The 18,595-nt window shown below is 44.4% G+C and carries 10 protein-coding genes; 3 read left to right on the forward strand and 7 right to left on the reverse strand.

Annotation, left to right across the window (positions count from 1 at the left end):
• Nucleotides 1–41 precede the first annotated feature (41 nt).
• A complete protein-coding gene (locus tag HMPREF9193_RS08405; protein ID WP_021687689.1) occupies nucleotides 42–839 on the forward strand; it encodes a helix-turn-helix domain-containing protein in 798 nt (265 codons plus the stop codon).
• 40 nt (nucleotides 840–879) lie between these two features.
• Here HMPREF9193_RS08405 and HMPREF9193_RS08410 read toward each other — a convergent pair whose 3' ends face one another.
• The 4 genes from HMPREF9193_RS08410 to HMPREF9193_RS08425 all read right to left on the reverse strand — a co-directional run bounded on the left by HMPREF9193_RS08410 (nucleotide 880) and on the right by HMPREF9193_RS08425 (nucleotide 5,436).
• Nucleotides 880–2,361: a M81 family metallopeptidase gene (locus HMPREF9193_RS08410; protein WP_021687690.1), complete on the reverse strand. Its 1,482-nt coding sequence runs from the start codon at nucleotides 2,359–2,361 to the stop codon at nucleotides 880–882.
• A 9-nt stretch (nucleotides 2,362–2,370) separates the two neighbouring features.
• Nucleotides 2,371–3,216 carry a carbohydrate ABC transporter permease gene (locus HMPREF9193_RS08415; RefSeq protein ID WP_021687691.1) on the reverse strand — a complete coding sequence of 282 codons (846 nt, stop codon included), beginning with the start codon at nucleotides 3,214–3,216 and terminating at the stop codon, nucleotides 2,371–2,373.
• A 9-nt stretch (nucleotides 3,217–3,225) separates the two neighbouring features.
• Nucleotides 3,226–3,966, reverse strand: a complete 741-nt coding sequence (locus HMPREF9193_RS08420) for a carbohydrate ABC transporter permease (RefSeq protein WP_503465791.1) — start codon at nucleotides 3,964–3,966, stop codon at nucleotides 3,226–3,228.
• Nucleotides 3,967–4,125: 159 nt separating this feature from the next.
• Nucleotides 4,126–5,436 carry an ABC transporter substrate-binding protein gene (locus HMPREF9193_RS08425; RefSeq protein ID WP_040848039.1) on the reverse strand — a complete coding sequence of 437 codons (1,311 nt, stop codon included), beginning with the start codon at nucleotides 5,434–5,436 and terminating at the stop codon, nucleotides 4,126–4,128.
• A 270-nt stretch (nucleotides 5,437–5,706) separates the two neighbouring features.
• Here HMPREF9193_RS08425 and aspA point away from each other — a divergent pair, with 270 nt between their 5' ends.
• The gene (aspA, locus tag HMPREF9193_RS08430; RefSeq protein ID WP_021687694.1) at nucleotides 5,707–7,098 is read left to right on the forward strand and encodes an aspartate ammonia-lyase; all 1,392 of its coding nucleotides are present in this window, start codon (nucleotides 5,707–5,709) and stop codon (nucleotides 7,096–7,098) included.
• A gap of 65 nt (nucleotides 7,099–7,163) precedes the next feature.
• On the opposite strand, the gene HMPREF9193_RS08435 is transcribed toward aspA, so the two are convergent.
• The 3 genes from HMPREF9193_RS08435 to HMPREF9193_RS08445 are packed head-to-tail and all read right to left on the reverse strand — an operon-like array spanning nucleotide 7,164 to nucleotide 16,495.
• Nucleotides 7,164–10,586 carry an LPS-assembly protein LptD gene (locus HMPREF9193_RS08435; protein WP_021687695.1) on the reverse strand — a complete coding sequence of 1,141 codons (3,423 nt, stop codon included), beginning with the start codon at nucleotides 10,584–10,586 and terminating at the stop codon, nucleotides 7,164–7,166.
• A gap of 3 nt (nucleotides 10,587–10,589) precedes the next feature.
• Entirely contained in the window at nucleotides 10,590–13,460 is a 2,871-nt protein-coding gene (uvrA, locus tag HMPREF9193_RS08440) for an excinuclease ABC subunit UvrA (protein ID WP_021687696.1), read from the reverse strand.
• 56 nt (nucleotides 13,461–13,516) lie between these two features.
• Nucleotides 13,517–16,495, reverse strand: coding sequence for a diguanylate cyclase (locus tag HMPREF9193_RS08445; RefSeq protein WP_169720463.1), 2,979 nt, complete (start codon nucleotides 16,493–16,495; stop codon nucleotides 13,517–13,519).
• Between the two features lie 266 nt (nucleotides 16,496–16,761).
• Here HMPREF9193_RS08445 and HMPREF9193_RS08450 point away from each other — a divergent pair, with 266 nt between their 5' ends.
• On the forward strand, nucleotides 16,762–18,591 hold the full coding sequence (locus HMPREF9193_RS08450; RefSeq protein WP_021687698.1) for a hypothetical protein: 1,830 nt from the start codon (nucleotides 16,762–16,764) through the stop codon (nucleotides 18,589–18,591).
• Nucleotides 18,592–18,595: the final 4 nt, after the last annotated feature.

The following is an 18,595-nucleotide window of genomic DNA, read 5'->3' on the forward strand; positions in this document are numbered from 1 at the left end:
GTAAAATTCTACGCATCTTATATATGAGAACGAGGTGTTTTATGAATTATGCGAAAATTTTTGCGGAAAATCTTATTTTGCAGCGCAAGCAGCGGGGACTGTCGCAAGAGCAATTTGCCGAAGAGCTCGACGTGTCGCGCCAAGCGGTCAGTAAATGGGAAGCCGGAATCAATATGCCCGATATTCCGAAGCTTATAGCCATAGCCGACAAATTCGGCATTACGATCGATTCTTTGCTGCGTTCGGAATCTTCAAATTCAAAAGAAAAAATCGGCGATATAAACCGAAACGAAGCGTCGATCAATATTATAAGCGAAGGCAAAACCTTTCAGGTAAAAACGGGCTCAACCGTATACATAAAAAACGAATACGAATATATAAGCAAAATAAAAATAGCCGGAATTCCGCTCGTACACATCCATACGGGACGAAGTCATCAATGCGCACGCGGCATCATCGCGATCGGAAACAACGCGTTCGGCGTCATAGCGATAGGAGGCTTTGCGGCAGGCTTGCTGAGCTTCGGCGGTATGTCGCTCGGCCTTTTGTTCGCATTCGGCGGAATTGCCGTAGGCTCAGTCAGTTTCGGCGGTTTTTCCGTAGGCGCTTTGGCATTCGGCGGCTGTGCCGTAGGCATGCTGGCGGCCGGCGGTCTTGCCGTCGGAAAGGAATTCGCGATAGGCGGAACTTCAATCGCTCCCGTTTCCATCGGCACAAATATTGAAGCTTCATTCAGAGTAACGCAGGATACGGCCGCAGAAACGATAAACCGGTACATAGAGGAAAACGCTCCCTACATACCGGCTTTTTTGCGCAGGATTTTTTGCCTGTTCAAATAAATGAACGGACGGTTTTATACATTACTCGATATAAAACCGCTTAACGTGAGGCTTTGCCCGGACTCCAACACATGTCTTTGTCAAACGGATACATCGGGCGGGGAAGTTCCTTGTATTCCAAGCGCGTAAATATTTCGTTTGTGCTGCCGTCGGTAAGAACGAGCATGGAGCGTTTTGCGATCGCACGGATTTCAGGCTCAAGGTAGCCGAGCTTGACGACGATAACTTTCAGTTTTTCGGGTTCGACGCCCAATGCCCGCATCATTTCGGGATCGTAACAGCCGACGTGTTTGCTCGTAACGACAACATCGACGCCCTGCACGTCCAAAAGCGCCATATCGCTGTTTTGAGCGCCGGCCCATGCTTTGCACAGTTTTTTAACCTTCGCGTTGACGGGGATCGGAGAACTTTTTATTTTATCAAAGGCGGCGCCCAATGTGCCGCTTACCGTATTGCCCTCGCCCGCTTTAAAGGCCGCTTCCACAAGTTTGGGGTCGTAAAACGCTTGATAGCACAGGGGCGGTTCGAGCGACGACAGCACCGGATCGGCGATAATCATCTTTAAAAAATTCGTTACGTCTTGCGAAGATCCTGCCGTCGGATTGTCGCCCGAATCCGAAAGCACAACGGGACAGGTTCCTTCCTTGACGGCAACTTTCGTTTGTTCCAAAGCGTCGGCGCATTCGCGCGTTTCGTTGTAAAAGCAAAACTCGCTTCTCGTATCCCAAAACAGTTGGGCAAGCTCCTGCGCTTTTTTGCGCGCAAGTTCTCTGTCGCCGTCGGCAACAACCATAGCCGTAACACCGTTGTCCGCAGTATCTGCCCACGGAAAGCCGAGCAGATAAGAAGCAGCCATAATGCCCCTTTCTTTTTCAACTTCGCGCAGCACGGCAATCAGTTTTTTCATCGGCTGCACGCTCGTTTCGGATTGTTCGCCCGCAATTAAAAAGGGAATTTTTACCGCTTCCAAAACCGGTTTTGCGCCTTTTTCAAGCGTTTGAATCGTCATATTCGCCGCGTGAACGCCGGTTTCGTAAGTGTCGGTGTGCGGCGCGCATTTATAGCCCACATAGCCGTCAACGTATTTGAGCATTCTGTCGGATATGGTTGCGTGCATATCGAGCGAGGATAAGATGGGAATGTCGGGGCATATTTTGCGTATGTCTTCCAAAAGGTCGCCTTCGGCTTCTCCGATTCCCCGCACACGCATGGAACCGTGCAGCGAAAGACACAGCGCATCCAAAGGCAGCGCGTCTTTTATTGCCTGCAAAAACTCGCCCTTAAGCTTTAAATAATAGTCTTTGTCCCACTCGCCGTTCGGCACTGCGCGCGCGATAAGGGCGGGAAACACTTCGTAGCCGGCACTTTTAAGCGTTGCAATCGCCCCGCATACCGAACTTTGCCCCTTCGATTCAAGCAATTCTTTTGCGCGCAATACCCAAATATCATCAACACCGGTTGTAATGGGATTAAAGGTATCGGATTCGTGGTGCATGCCGCCCACGAGAACTCTTTTTTTCATATATAACTCCTATTCTTTTAGCGCTCCTTCGCCGAAGCCGCGTATAAGCTGGGCGTGGAACACTATGTAAAATAAAATCATCGGCAGCACGCCTACCACCAGCGAAGCATACTGCAAGCCGTAATCTATATTCATCCTTCCGGCAAACTGCGTAATCGCAACCGGAAGGCTTTTTAAAGCGAGTTTTGTCGTAAACACAAATACAAATAAGAATTCGTTCCAGTGGCGCAAAAACGATAAGATAACCATCGTTGCGATAACGGGAACGGACAGGGGCATAATCATCATCCAAAATACGTAGCGGTATTTTGCGCCGTCTATTTCCGCCGATTCGATAATCGCATTCGGAATACCGCGTACATAGGAAACGGCAATCATAACCGAAAGCGGCAAGTCAAAAGCGATATAGGGAATGATAACTCCCAGGCGGGTGTTCGTAATTCCCAATTTTGCTTCCAGCTGAAACAACGGAATAATAACGGCATGGACGCTGATCATTAAACCTAAGGCAAAAGCCGAGGTAAAAAACTTAGCCGATTTAAAAGAAAATTTGGTTAAACCGAATGCTGCAGCCATTGCAAGAAGCATTGTGGATACCGTCGCGCTTATCGTATAAATAAAACTGTTTATCAAAGCCGTTCCCAAATGCCCCTTTGCCCATGATTCGGTATAGTTATAAAACGTGGGAGAGCGGGGAAAGCCCAGCGGGTGCAAAACGATTTCCGCATTCAATTTGAATGACGAATACAAAAGCCATATCAGCGGAAAAACAGTTAAAATTGCAAAGACAAACATTAAAATATATGCGCCGATTTTCCATTTAAGCGGCGCACGTTTGAGCGTATTTTCGTTCACCTGTATCCCCTAATAGTCAAAACGTTTGGTAACCGCACGGCTTATAAGCAAAGCAATAACGGTAAACACGATGATAATTACGGCAAGCGCGCTGCCGTATCCGTAGTTTTGGAACACAAAGGTTGTATTGTACATGTACACGGCAATCACTTCGGTAAAATGCGCAGGACCGCCGCCGGTCATTGAATAAACCAAATCGAAGCTTTTAAAACTTCCGGAAACAGCAAGAATGGTATTGATAAAGATAACATGTGCGAGCATAGGGGCAATAAGGCGGGTAAACACGGTACCCTCTTTTGCGCCTTCCAATTGCGCCGCTTCAATTACACTGTACGGAATACGCTGTAAGTTCGCCAAAAAAATAACCATATACAAACTCGTATGCTGCCACAAAAGCACAAATAAAATAGGCACAATGGCAAAATACTTGTGTTCAAATATAGTCATAATATAATCGGGGTTTCCGGTAACGACTTTAACTACGGCAGGAACAATGCCTACCGGCGAAAAAATGCGGTTCCACAATTGTGCAACGATAACCGACGAAATGGTTATCGGCAAAAAGATAAGCACTTCAAACGCATTCGCCGCTTTTACCATTTTCCGGTACAGCATGTAGGCAAGCAAAAGCCCCAGCGGTATTTGACCGAACACCGATATGCACACTACCAAAATATTGTTGCGCAATCCGATGTAAAACACGGGGTCGGTAAACATCCGTATATAATTGCCCAACCCAATAAATTCCATTTTCCCGTACCCTTTCCATTCGGTAAAGCTTAAATAAAAGCTGAATAATACGGGAAAAATAATAATACCAATGTAGATAATAAAAGCGGGCAAGACAAATGAAAAGTAACTTACCCGCTTTTGCCCTATATAGGTCATTGCAAAAGGTCCGTGAGCAGTTTATTTTTTTCTGTGACTGTCGTTTTTGGCAACCCACGCTTCGTATTCGGCGGCAAGCTGTTCGGGCGTTTTTTGTCCAATCATAACCGCTTGAATACCGGGGTTAAGCAAATTGTTTACGCCTTCACTGTCCATTTTATCGTCGATAACGTAGCCCATGGTTTGATTGCTGATCAATTCGGCATATTGCTTGCTCAATTGATCGATATTCAATTCGTCCATGTTGAATTTATAGGTACTGATGGTGCCGTATTCGGTAAGAATTTTGGAAGCTTCTTTACCGGACACAAATGAAATGAATTTCCACGCGGCATCGGCTTTTGCGCCTTTAAGCTTGGCGTTCATACCGAAGTTTTCACCGAGCGCGGCAGCGCTGGAACCTTTGGTAACTTCGCCGGCAACGGCAGGAAATGCTATTACTTTGTACTGATTAAAATCTTCCGGCTTTGCAGCTTTGTGCAGAGCAGAGATTCTCCATCCCGCATCGAGCAGGTACACGGCTTTGTCGGCAATAAAGTCGCCCCAAGCTTGAGGACCTTCAAGTTGGTTTACCCCGGCAGGAAAAAGCTTTGCATCGGTCATCTTCTTTATAACGGCAATGGCATCAACAAACTGTTTGTCCGAAAATTTGGCTTTACCGACCATCGCTTTATCGAACCACGCTTTTCCTGCCATACGGTCGGTGAGCATGGAAAGCAAAAGCGATTGCGCTTGCCACTGACCTTTATTTGCAAAAGCAAGCGGCGTTAAACCGGCGGCGCGGATAGCCGGAACTTGTTCGATCATTTCATCGAGGGTTTTAGGCGTGGAAAGTCCCAATTTTTTTTGCAATTTAGGGTTAACGTAGATAACCGTACACACAGCCATATTGTTGGCGATAATGTAAATTTCGCCGTTCGGCCCCTGAGGATTCCATATTGCCGGCGAATACTGATTCTTAAATTCATCGGTTAAGTAAGGACGCAAATCTTTTACCATACCGCGGTTAATGACATAGCCGGAACGCGCACCCGCATAAGTGGTAAACACATCGGGAATATCGCCGGAAGCCGCCATTATTTGAAATTTATCGTGAAAGGCTTCACCGCTGACATATTCAAATTCCAATTTGATGTTAGGATACTTTTTTTGGAACGCTTCAACAGTTACAGGCCAATAAGCTGACTGCGGATTCGCCAAATCCTGCTGCATATATACGGAAAGCGTTACTTCAGCATCCGAATCCGTCATCATGTCATCTTTTTTTCCGTTGGCAAACGCAAAAAAAGCAATGCTGCAGCATAAAAGCATAAAAGCTGCAATTTTTTTCATTTTTTTTCCTCCGTTAGTTTTGTACCGTGCCGGTACGGTAAAGTGGATGCGCACACACGGCATTTTTTAAAGTCCGAATCCGCCATCCGTAAAAAAAGTATAACATCCTTTTTCTTATACTGCCAGTAGCATTATTTAAAAAATATGCGTCAAATATTAAAAAAAGGGGCAAATTTTAAATATTTGAAAAAGCGCTTAACGCAAAAAGAAAATAAATGCCTCTAGCCAATTAAAAAACTTTGCCGTACAATTTAATTCAGCGAGGCACTTATGAGAATTGAACATGATTTACTCGGAGAACGCGAAATCCCCGACAACGCTTACTACGGCATTCAAACATTGCGCGCGGTTGAAAATTTTTCCATATCCGGCATTAAACTGTCGCTGTACCCGCAGCTGATAACTTCATTTGCTCAAGTAAAAACCGCAGCCGCACGGGCAAACCGGGACTTGGGACTTTTACCCGATAATTTGTACAGAGCGATTGAAAAAGCATGCGACGAAGTGCGTACCGGTGCGTTTAACGGCGAGTTTATCATCGATATGGTACAAGGCGGTGCGGGAACTTCAACGAATATGAACGCAAACGAAGTGATTGCCAACCGCGCGCTCGAACTTTTGGGGCATAAAAAAGGCGAGTATACACACTGTCATCCGAACAATCACGTCAATTTATCGCAGTCTACAAACGACGCCTACCCTACCGCCGTAAAAATCGCCCTGTACGCGGGCAATAAAAAACTGACTGCCGAATTAAGCACGCTTATAAGCGCAATGCATGCAAAGGCTAAAGAGTTTGCAAACGTGTTAAAAATGGGGCGCACGCAGCTTCAAGACGCCGTTCCGATGACACTCGGTCAAACCTTTGAAGCGTATGCCGTTACGCTCGAAGAAGAAATTCAGCGCTTAAACGAAAACGCACGGCTTTTTTTGGAAATCAATATGGGGGCTACTGCCATAGGAACGGGAATCAATAGCGAGCCCGGCTATGCCGAAAAAGTAACGGAACATTTAAGCGCGATTACCGGTACCCCCCTTGTTTCGGCACCCAATCTTATAGAAGCCACCCAAGATACCGGTTCGTTCGTTATGTATTCTTCATCGGTAAAGCGGCTTGCCGTAAAGCTTTCAAAAATCTGCAACGATTTACGTCTTTTATCGTCCGGACCGCGCTGCGGCATAAACGAAATAAACCTGCCGCCCATGCAGCCGGGTTCTTCGATTATGCCGGGCAAAGTAAATCCGGTTATTCCCGAAGTGGTAAACCAAACTGCTTTTAAAGTAATTGGAAACGATTTAACCGTTACGCTCGCTTCAGAGGCGGGACAGCTTGAACTGAACGTTTTTGAACCGATTATTACGCTCAGTTTGTTTCAATCGCAGGATATGATTTGCAATGCCATGAACACCCTGCGCGTACGCTGCATAGAAGGCATTACGGCAAATGCCGAACACTGCCGCAGCATGGTTTACGGAAGTATCGGTTTGGTAACTGCTCTTAATCCGGTAATCGGATATGAAGAAGCAAGCGATATTGCGCGCACTGCTTTAAAAACGGGAACGTCGGTATATGATTTGGTGCTGCAAAAAAAACTGTTGACTAAAGCTCAGCTCGACGATGTTTTAAATCCTGAAAACATGACACACCCGCGCAAAATATGAGGGAAAAGCACTGACATACAACGCATAGGTACCAAACCATGATTATAAAAAAATCGGTTTGTATTTTACTTTGAACCGCTGCCGAAAGTATTTTTTGCAGGGTTAAGCGTAAAAGTTCCGTATTCATCTTCGATAACGGTTTTTAAACCTTTCATCGGTTTCCACAGCACGGATAAACTAAAATAAGGTTTGTAATCGTAATATTTTTTTCCGTTTTGCTGCTGTACAATGCGCGGTTCGACTTTAAATTCCGATGCCAGTACCCAATCGTGTAAATCGTGTTCAACTTTTAAAGAAAGACGTTTTATTTTAAACCCGGACGTATTGCGTTTTACTTCATCCCAAAAAGCAAAGGAATTGTATAAATCCAAAAAAATATTTTGCTCGCCGGGAATTTCGGTTGATAAACCCGCTCCTTTTTGAAAATACCGCAAAAGCTCACCGTTTCTGCTTTCTGCGCTGAATGTTACATCTAAAAAATCTTTTATTTTCAGCGTTGCCGACGGATTAAAACTAAAATAACTGTCGGTAGGCTTTACCATATTCCATGCAAAAATTGTGGAAAGAGATGGCTTAAACGCGGTTCTTTTACGTTTATCAGTTAATTCAAAGTTGGTTATATTCCAGCTTGCACTGATTGAATACGGCAAAAAGCTTTGGTTTTTTGATGCTTCCCAGCCTTTTGACGGATTTAATGTGTATGAATAAGAATATGCCATTTCGTAAGCAAAGCGTAAACCGCGCCACGATAAAGCTGTGCTGAATTTTTCAGGATGTTTGTCTTCAATATTGTACTGAAAGCGTTCGGAAAGCGACAGCTTGTTTTTATTTGCACTGCCGTCGGCATGCTTTGAAAACAAATTCCACGACGAAGATTGTACAAGGGGGTTAAAATACCAGCGCTCGGAATACCGACTGTTTTTTTTGTATCCTGTTTCCAACCCGGTACTGCCGATGGGAAAAACAAATTGCAAGTTTCCCGTATACGAATCTACCAAAGGCGGTAAATTCGTTTGTACGCTGAGCGTTTGAGAAAATCCGTTTTCTTTTGCGCTGACGGTAAAATTCAAATTGTGCGCGCTCATACCTTTTTCATCCCACGACGGACCGTCATACTTCCACTGAGGATCTGAAACCGTTCCGATAAAATTGCTGCGCAAAAATTTTACCCCCGTGTTCCAGCTTACCGATGAATCTTTTAAAAGCGAAACATTTAAAAGCGGTTTTACCGTCAGCGCGTTGGTATTTAAAATATCCAGTTTCTGCGCCGAATAATCGTTAACGATTATTCGGTCGCGCTCGGCGGCGCTGTACAAAGACGACAAAATCGGGTGTGTTTGATACTGAGGCGAAAACCCGAATGTGTTTGATACGGAAACAAAAGAATCGTACAGCGCCAGCGTGCTATTGATGTCAAGCGGCGATTTAAAAACGATTTCGGCAGCTTTAGGGTCCGCTGCCGAAAAATCGGCAGGACGAATGGAAGTGCCGTCCGCTTTAACGGCGCTGTACGTAAACAAAGATACAAAATCGGGCTTTATAGAATAACCAAGTTTATAAGAAAGCGGTTTATCGGAACGTAGTTGCGGTTTTTCAAAGGCGATATCGGGTAATGTCTGCACTTTAAACAAAGTGTCCGCCTCAGTAGAAAGAATCTCAGTAGAGCCACCCTCTGTAGCAGCCGCTGCAAACGAAGCATCCTGCCCTGCACTGACGCCGTCTTGTTTGTTTGCTTTTTGTTTGCCGCTGTCCGCTTCGCCGCCGTTTTTGTCAGCATTTTCAGATCCGGTTTGCCCGCCGTTTTTTTTCCGAGCTTCACTGTCATCCGCTATTTGTAAATTTTCCGGAATGCGCAAAGCGGGAAATGCCGCCAGTTTTTCACTGCCTTTGGTGCGCGAGCTTTTTTTTACGGCGGGCCACTGCACAAGCGTACCGGAAAAATTGACAGAAAAAGCAAGCGGTTTAATTTGCGAAGGGTAAAAAAAACGGCGGTTGGGACTGTATTCGTACCATTGGGTATCGTTTTCAAAATCGGCTTTAGGCGTTTCACGTTCGGCAAACACTATCGACGATGTAAACGAAGAAACGGAAAGCGTTTGAATATACGGCTGCAATTGCGGAAGCTGCGGAACATAGGAACCGGATATGTTCCACGTATAAGAAGAAACGGAAGACGCTTTAGACTGCGTAGCCGAAGCGACATCGCCCGTTTTTCCGCCGCCTGAAAAACCGCCTTTAAGAAAAAAGTCAATCCAATCCATATTTTCTTTTCTGTCGGCAAAGTCTTTATCAAACTGCGGGTCGGAATACAAAGGTAAAGAAAGCGCTAAAGAAAAAAAGCCGGTGCGGACATCGGTTTTTACAATACCGGCATAGCGGAAAGGCAGTTTTGCACCGAACAGCCATCCGTAATCGTTTCGTTTTTGCTTGCTTGTACTGTACGATATGTATTGCGTATAACCGCTCACCGGATACACGGTATTACTAAAGCCTATGCGGATATTAAATGAAAGATTGTTTACCGCTGTTTTGGGTTTAAACTCGCCTGCAATGCCTACCATAGAGCCCAAAGTAGTATAGTAGTCCGCCATAAACTTAAGAAAATACGGGGGCATTACGTCGTCGGAATCGAGGTTGCGCAGTATAAGACCGTCGAGCTGTTGTTTTTTAAGCGACGAGGGTTTCATAAAATTAAAACCTTTGGAATCCGTATCATCGCTTTCCAGCGGTTTTCTTCCCATAATGTACGTAGTGGTTTGTATAAAATAGCCTTCGCGGGGACGGTAGCCGAATGACGGATTAAAAACAAGTTCATCTTTCGGGTAATAAAAAAACGGAAAGTACATGACGGGTACAACCCCGACGTACAAAAGCGCATTTGCAAAAGCAAATTCGTTACCCGGCAAAAGCCATATACGGTGCGCTTTTATTTTCCAATGCGGATTTTCATCGCCGCAAAAGGTAATCATACCCTTTTTAAAAGCAACCGCATCAGAGCGGTCTTTTGCAAACAATTCGGAAGCGACTATCAGCGATGAACCTTCGGACAATTTAAGCGACTCTTGTTGTTTTTGCACCGCCCTGCCTTGCGTAAAAACACCTTCAAGCGTTACGGTATTAAACAATACCGTTTCGGCGCTGATAGTTTCGGTTAATTTGCCGTCGACATACCGTTCCACAACTACATCGCCGGAAGCAAATAAAACATCGCGCTTGCGGTCAAAGTTAACCGTTTCGGCGCGGATAAGCGTTTTTTTATTTTCCTTGATAACCGAAAGTATTACATTACCGGAAAAGCGTATTATTTCGGTGTTTTGCTCTTTATCTTTTACATAAGAAGTTTTAAGCGCCTGTTCTATGGATACGGTTGAAGCGCTTTTTTTTTCGCTCGCCGGTTTTTCCGAATCCGTTTTATCGTCGGAAAATGCCGAAACGGCGCATAAAAAGAGAATACACACACATACTATGCTTTTGCGCAGCATACTCATAGTTCAACTGCCGCCGCTTTTTTTCCGTTTGTGTTTTTTATGTTCGAGCATTTCTTTTATGTAGTATCCCGTATAGGAGTTTTTGCACTCGGCAATTTGTTCGGGAGTACCGCAAGCCATAACGGTTCCGCCTTTAAAACCGCCTTCAGGTCCTAAATCGATAATATTATCAGCTTGCAATATAACGTCCAAATTGTGCTCAATCATAACAACGGTATTACCTTGGTTTACCAAACGGTGAATTACTTCCATAAGCTGTTTAACGTCTGCAAAGTGCAATCCTGTTGTCGGTTCATCTAAAATATACAGCGTTTTTCCGGTAGACGGGCGGGCAAGTTCGTTTGCCAATTTAACGCGCTGAGCTTCTCCCCCGCTTAACGTAAGCGCCGACTGTCCCAGTTTTATATAGCCCAAACCGACGCTTAACAGAGTGTCCATTTTACGCGCAATATGCGGAATGTGGGCAAAAAAACCGGCAGCTTCTTCTATCGTCATATCCAGCACATCTGCTATATTTTTACCTTTATAGCGGACTTCAAGGGTTTCTCGGTTAAAGCGGTTGCCGCTGCACACATCGCAGGTAATATACACATCGGATAAAAAGTTCATCTCTATGGTAATTGTTCCGGCTCCCTGACAATTTTCGCACCTGCCGCCTTTTACGTTAAAACTAAAGCGTCCGGGTTTATAACCTTTGGCTTTAGCTTCCGGAAGAGACGCATACAAATCGCGTATGCCGTTAAATACGCCTACATAAGTTGCAGGATTAGAGCGTGGCGTTCTGCCGATGGGACTTTGGTCTATGTGAATAACTTTGTCGATATATTGCAAGCCGTCGATTGTTTTGTACGCGCCTACCGGCAAAGAAGTGCGCATTAATTTATTTGAAAGCAGCGGGTACAGTACATCGCTTATCAGAGTCGATTTTCCCGAACCGGATACGCCGGTAATGCAAGTGAATGTTCCCAGCGGAATCGACACCGATATATTTTTTAAATTATGTTCGCTTATACCGGTTAAACGCAAGCTGTGCGAATTACCCGTGCGGCGTTTTTCGGGGATATCCATTGTGAGCGTACCTGCCAAATACTGACCGGTAAGACTTTTTTTGCAGCGAGATACTTGCTCGGGAGTTCCTTGAGCGGTTACCTCGCCTCCGTGCACCCCTGCTCCCGGTCCTAAGTCTATAATCCAATCCGCCGTGCGCAAAGTTTGCTCGTCGTGCTCCACAACGATAAGGGTATTACCCAAATCGCGCAAATACGTAAGCGTGTCAATCAGTTTTTGGTTATCGCGCTGGTGCAAACCGATGGACGGTTCGTCCAAAATGTACAGAACGCCGACCAAACTGGAACCGATTTGCGTTGCCAAGCGTATGCGCTGGGCTTCCCCGCCGCTTAAAGTCGCCGCTTGCCGGTCGAGCGTTAAATAGTCCAAGCCGACATTTTTTAAAAAACTTAAACGGTTTTTTATTTCTTTTTCTATTTGAGCGGCGATTTGTTTTTCCGTTTCGCTTAATTTTAAAGTATTAAAAAAATCCAGCGATTCCGCCACCGAAAGCAAACAAAGATCGTAAATATTTTTTCCGCCGACGGTTACGGCAAGTGCTTCAGGCTTTAACCTGCGCCCGCAACAGCTTTGGCATTCGCGGTGTGCCATTAATTTTTCCAAACTGGCGCGCTGCGCTTCGGAATACGATTCGCGGTAGCGGCGACGTAAATCGGCATATAAGCCGGGCCATTTTTGATCGTAAGAAGAATAACCGGAACCGTCTTGTTTTTCGTATACGAATTGAATATTGTCTTTTGAACCGTTTAGCAAAATATCAAATTGTTTATCCGTCAGCTTTTCAATAGGATCGTCAAGCGAAAAACGCGCATACTTTGCAAGGGCTTCAAAGCGTGTCCGGTTCCACGCGGAATCCGGGTTGTACCACTGAATCGCCCCCTCGTTAAACGACAGCGTTTTATCCGGAATAATCAAATCGATGTCGAATTCCATTTTTTCGCCCAAACCGGTACATTCGGGGCACGCACCGAAAGGATTGTTAAACGAAAAAAGGCGCGGCTGCATTTCCGGAAACGATATTCCGCAATCGGGACATGCGTTTTTTTGCGAAAAAAAGTGCTCGCTTTCCGTTTGCTCATCCGGCAAACGGCGCACGGCAGTTAAAAGCCCCCCCGCACTTACAAGCGCGGTTTCCACCGAATCGGCAAGACGTTTTCTAATTCCACTTCCGCCGATAATACGGTCTATAACCAATTCTATCGTATGTTTTTTTTGTTTATCCAATTTTCCGACGTCTTCGAGTTCACACATAAGACCGTCTATGCGCGCACGGACAAAACCTGCCGCTTTTGCATCGTCGAGTACTTTTTGATGCTCGCCTTTTTTTCCGCGCACAACCGGCGCTAAAATTTGTATGCGCGTTCCTTCAGGCCATGTCATTATCGTATCGATTATTTGGTCGGTAGACTGCTCTTCTATTTCGCGGCCGCACTGCGGACAATGCGGGATTCCTATACGTGCGTACAGCAAGCGGTAATAATCGTAAATTTCGGTTACCGTACCGACGGTTGAGCGCGGATTGCGGTGTGTCGTTTTTTGTTCGATTGAAATTGCCGGAGAAAGCCCTTCAATATAGTCGATATCGGGTTTATCCATACGCCCCAAAAATTGGCGCGCATAAGCAGATAAACTTTCTACATAACGGCGCTGACCTTCGGCAAAAATCGTATCGAATGCCAAAGAGCTTTTGCCCGAACCGGACAAACCGGAAATAACGACCAATTTATTACGCGGCAGTTCCACATCTATGTTTTTTAAATTGTGCTCACGGGCACCTTTTATAATGAGTTTATCGCTTTCAGCCATACAAACGAGTATAGCTTAAAAAAAGGGTAAATGCAATCGTACGTTTATAAACCGCTTTACAAACAGCACACGCGGTTTCTGCCGTTTTGTTTTGCGCAATACAAAGCCGTATCAGCTTTTGCGATAAAATCCTCGTAGCTGTTACAATTGGTAACCGTCCACACAAAAACGCCGATGCTTACCGTAAGAGATCCGTCAAACAGTTCGCTCGTTTTGTTTTCCACGTTTTCGCGTATACGTTCGGCAAAAAAATTTGCCGAACCGCACTCATGCCGGGCAAGAAGTACGACGAATTCGTCTCCGCCGTAACGGAAAACATTCCCTTCTTTTTTAGTTACATCTTTTAACGTAGAAGCGATTATTTTTAAGATTTTATCGCCGGCAAGGTGCCCGTGCGTATCGTTGTAAGTTTTAAAATAATCGATGTCGACCATAAGAACGGCAAGAGAATCTTTATCTTTTACCAACAACGGCCATATTTTTTTTAGATAAGCCGTTAAACCGTGGCGGTTATATACTCCGGTAAGAGAATCTTTATAAGTTAAAGATTCCAGCTTTTTATTTTCTTTTTGTAAAGTACGCTGTATGTGTTCCAATTCATCCAAACGTTTGCGCGTGTGAGCAAGCGTACGCAATTTTAAAACCATAAACACAAAGGCAGCGGTAATTACAAGATACAAAAGCAAAAAATACCAACGCAAAAATAATAATTGTTTAATAACAAAAACCGTTTCCGCACTTTCGCTAGTTTTATCGTCGCCGGTTTTTACCGCTTTTACCGTAAACCGATAGGTACCCGGCCGCAAGTTCGTATACTGAACAAAATTCCGGTTACCGGCGGGAACCCAATCGCTGTCAAAACCTTCAAGTTTGTATGCGTAATTCGGACGGGCAAGCGGTGAATAGTCCAATAATGCGTATTGCGCATTAAACGTAGCCCTAAAAGCTTCAACGACCGGAATGTTGTTTTTTAACTGCAAACGTTGCGAAGATTCTGCCGAAAAACCGCCATCCGGCGATAAACCGTTGAGAGAAAAATCCGTAATAGCCATTTTGGGTTTGACAAATACTTCGCTACGGAATTTGCTGTACATATCTTCATCAAAATACACCAAACCCTGCGTCGTCGGAAAATATACGACAGTTTTGTTAAAACGCAGCGGATGACCGTTAAACCGTTCGGTAAACACATCGTTTGATACGTGATATATGGAAAAGGTTTTTAGGTCGGCTGAAAAAATATATAAACCACTGTTTGCCGCAACAAAAAAATCTCCGTTGCTCATTTGTTCAAAACCGAAAACGGTGTTTAAATTCAAACCGTTTTCAAAACCGTAATTTTCAAATATACCGGTTTCAGGATTAAAAATCGAAAAACCGTTTCCTTTTGTACCTATCCACAGTCTTCCGTCATCATGCACAAATAAATTTAAAATTCCGTTGCCAGGAATTCCTTTTGTATTTTTGGGGTCGTATAAATATTTTTTAAATTCTCCTGTTTGCCGGTTAAATAAATTCAAACCTCTATTTGTTGCAATCCACACACGGTTTTGCGCATCGCATTTGATATCGTATATGATATTATCGCTCAAATAGCAATCTTCAAACTCGCTGTATAAAAAATGACGGATTTCTCCGGTTTGTAAATTACAGCACATCAAGCCTTTGCCGTAAGTACCGACCCATACATTACCGGACAAATCCGTTCCCAAACTGTACACAAGCACATCGGGAAAAGCTTCAGCAAATTGCTTTACCGGTTCAAAGCGCTCTTTTGCCGCATTATATACCGCAAGCCCTTCATCCGTTCCGGCATAACAAGTACCGTCCGCACCGATGTGTATGGAATTTACGGTATTGCCGATCAAACGTCCGTTTTTTTTGTTAAAAAAGCTGCGGGAGCAGTTAAAAGTATCATATAAAATCAAACCGTCGTTTTGTAAACCTATCCATAAAAAATCCCCGTCTTGCTCCAAACAACGGATACTTTTACCGGGAAGCGCTTTATTGCTTTCGGAAGAGTTCAAAAACTGCAAGCGTCTTCGGTCATACATATTAATTCCGCCGCCTTGAGTGCCGACCCATAAAAGACCTACCGCATCTTCAAATATTGCCAAAACCGTATCGTGCGACAATCTGTGCGAAGCAAAACTTTTAGTTGTATACGAAACCGTTTTTTTAGTTTTTGTATCGAAACGGTATAAGCCGCCGCCGAACGTACCGGCTAAAACAACACCTTTTTCAAAGGTATGGTTTACCGTATAAATACGGTTATCGGGTAAAGAGTATACGGTAAAATCTTTTGTTGCAGGATCGGTTTTTATCAATCCTTTGTCCCACACTGCAGTCCAAAAAAAGCCGTTTTCGTCTTCAAAGGCGGCATAAACTTTACCGTCAAAAATAGGATTTCCTTTTACTGCAAAATCGGGGCGGTAAAAAGCATCGCTGTGTTCGTTATAGTAAAACACACCGCCGTATGTACAAGCATACAAAGTGCCGCTCACGTCTTCATATATGCTTCGCACGGTTTCGTTTTCAAGATAATGCTTTTGATTATCGGGGGCATAACGCACAAACGAGCCGTCTTTATCAAAAAATAAAAACAAACCGTTAAGAGTGCCGACCCATAAACGGTCGTGAGAATCTTTAAAAATCGAACAAACAACGCTGTCGGTTAAAGTAAAGTTATGCACGCTTCCGGATACCGTGTCGATTGCGGACAAACCGGCGTGCGTTCCTACCCACAAGCATTCTCCATCCATGTACATACACTGTACTTGGCTTGAAGCAAGACTGGATTCGTCAAACGGAACGCTTATAAAAGCTTTCCATGAACCAGGCACATACTTGATAACGCCGCTGTGCGAAGTTCCTATCCACACGTAACCGCGCGGATCCTGAGCGAATGCGGATACCGATAAAGAAGGCAAGTCGGAGCCTAAAGGATAGAATTTATAATCAAGATCGGCTGCAAGGGCAGTTTGAAATACGGTTAAAAAAAGCGCGCATAATAAAAAAGAGAGATTTATTTTCATATGTACATACGTGCACATATTATCCGCACCGCCTTTGCTTATCCTATCGCAACAGGTGGGAACAGCAGCATCCATTTTACCAAACCTCGTCCAGCTATTTATAAATCTTTTTTTAATATAAAATATAGTATATACTCAAAACATATAAATTGCAAGCAATATGAATCCGCACCAGCGTGCAGCCGATGTGCAGTTTAAAACCGAGCTTGCAATACTGCGCTTATAATGCCTTGACCAAGCCTTTCTTTTAGCCGATAATCGGTTTTATGAAAAAAGTTATGTATCCGTTTTTTTTATTTGTTTTACTGATCCATAGCGCGATTTTGCAAGCGCAAGCTGCAGCCGATATTTTTGATCCTTTTTATGAAGACCTTTCGGTGTGGGAAAAAACAAACTTAATATGCGATACGGTGCCGGAGCGCCCCTACCCTTTACAGGAAATAAAGCGTATTTTAAACCTCGTTATGCAAAACGGCGATACGGTACAGCAAAAAGCTGCCCGTGCGCATTACGAGCGTTTTTTCGGTAAAGTTTTTCATGCGGGAAGCAAAACGGAATTTGCTGCACAGATTGCACAAAGTGAACAAACGGCACAAAACGGTTTGCCCGGCGCACAAAATGAGACGGAAATCGATGCAGCCGCTTTTTGCGACTTTAATTATTTTTTAAACAATGCTCTGACGCTTTCGGCGCGAGGCGGCGCGCTTTTTACCGATAGGTTTATGCACAATGCGCTGGTACCCGCTTTCCGCTATTCTTCGTACGATTTAGCAGTAGACTATGTACACGTCGGTTCTTTGTACTTATTGCCCTTTGTAAATTCCGTTGCCGCAATCGGAAACCCTAATTGTTATTTAAGCGCAGGAATTACGCGTACAAACAGCGCACCGTTTTTTAGCGGCGGCATAGTTAGCGGAGCTCATGCTATGCATCAAGGGCGCTTTAATTTTGTTTTTAGACAAAACAACTGGACATACAGCCAATCGTTTTTAACACTGAGCGCATCGGATAACAAAGGACAAAATCTTTCGCCCGGCAAATTCGCAATGCTGCATTCGCTTACAATACAAGCATTTAGACAACTGTCATTCGGCATAACGGATACGGTTATATACGGAGGCAGGTTCGAACCGCTGTACGTTGTCCCCTTTTCGGCTTTTTTTATGAGTCAAGGATTGTACGCTTTTCCCGACAACAGTTTAATCGGCGTGCAGTGCAGTGTAAAACCGCTTAAAAGTTTACAAGTAAACGCTCAAGTATACGCCGACGACATCGGCTTTAATCAAATCATCACATTTAAAAAAGATGCAAAATGGCGTTTAAGCGGACAATTCGGCGTATCGTACGCCGCTTCCGGCACGTTTCCCTTTCCGTTTGCATTTGCTTGCGCCGATTTGGATTACACATTCGTTACGCCGTACACATATACACATGCGGATATAAAAGATGCTCAGTATTCCCCCTCACATGCCAACTACCAAAACTATACGCACAACGGCGCACCGCTGGGAAGCAATTTACAGCCGAATTCCGACCGCGTGCGTTTAAGCTTGCAATTCCGTCCTCTGCGCTTTTTAAACGGTTTGAGTATAAAAGCAGAAGACAGTTTTATACGGCATGGCAATGTAAGCGAAAGCGTTTCCGATATCCGCGCACTTAAAGATTATCTTTCAAATGAATATGCTACCGACGGTTCCGTTTTTAATCACGCTTCATACCAAATTGTCGCCCCCGGCGGCGTTATACACAAAGATCAAGTTTTTGCCTACGCTACCCCTTTTTTAAATCAAAAAACCGTTCAATACGTAAATCAGCTTGAATTGGAATTAAATTACCGCACGCCGATTGTGCGTTCTGCCGGCTACGTACAGTTTAAACTCAGCTATGTATTTGAAACAAACCTTAACCCGAAAGTCGGTACGCATATATATCAGCCTGACGGTACTACGGACGGTTGGAAAACAAAAACCGTAGAACAAATAGGACACGCAATTATCGAACAAAAAGCCGCACAACAATTGCAAAACTGGCGGCAGCAAGCGCAAGGTTATGAAGTAAAGCACTACATCAGGCTGGGAGCCGAAATAGTGTATTAACAGT

This window comes from Treponema lecithinolyticum ATCC 700332 (assembly GCA_000468055.1).
In the GTDB taxonomy this organism is placed as follows: domain Bacteria; phylum Spirochaetota; class Spirochaetia; order Treponematales; family Treponemataceae; genus Treponema_C; species Treponema_C lecithinolyticum.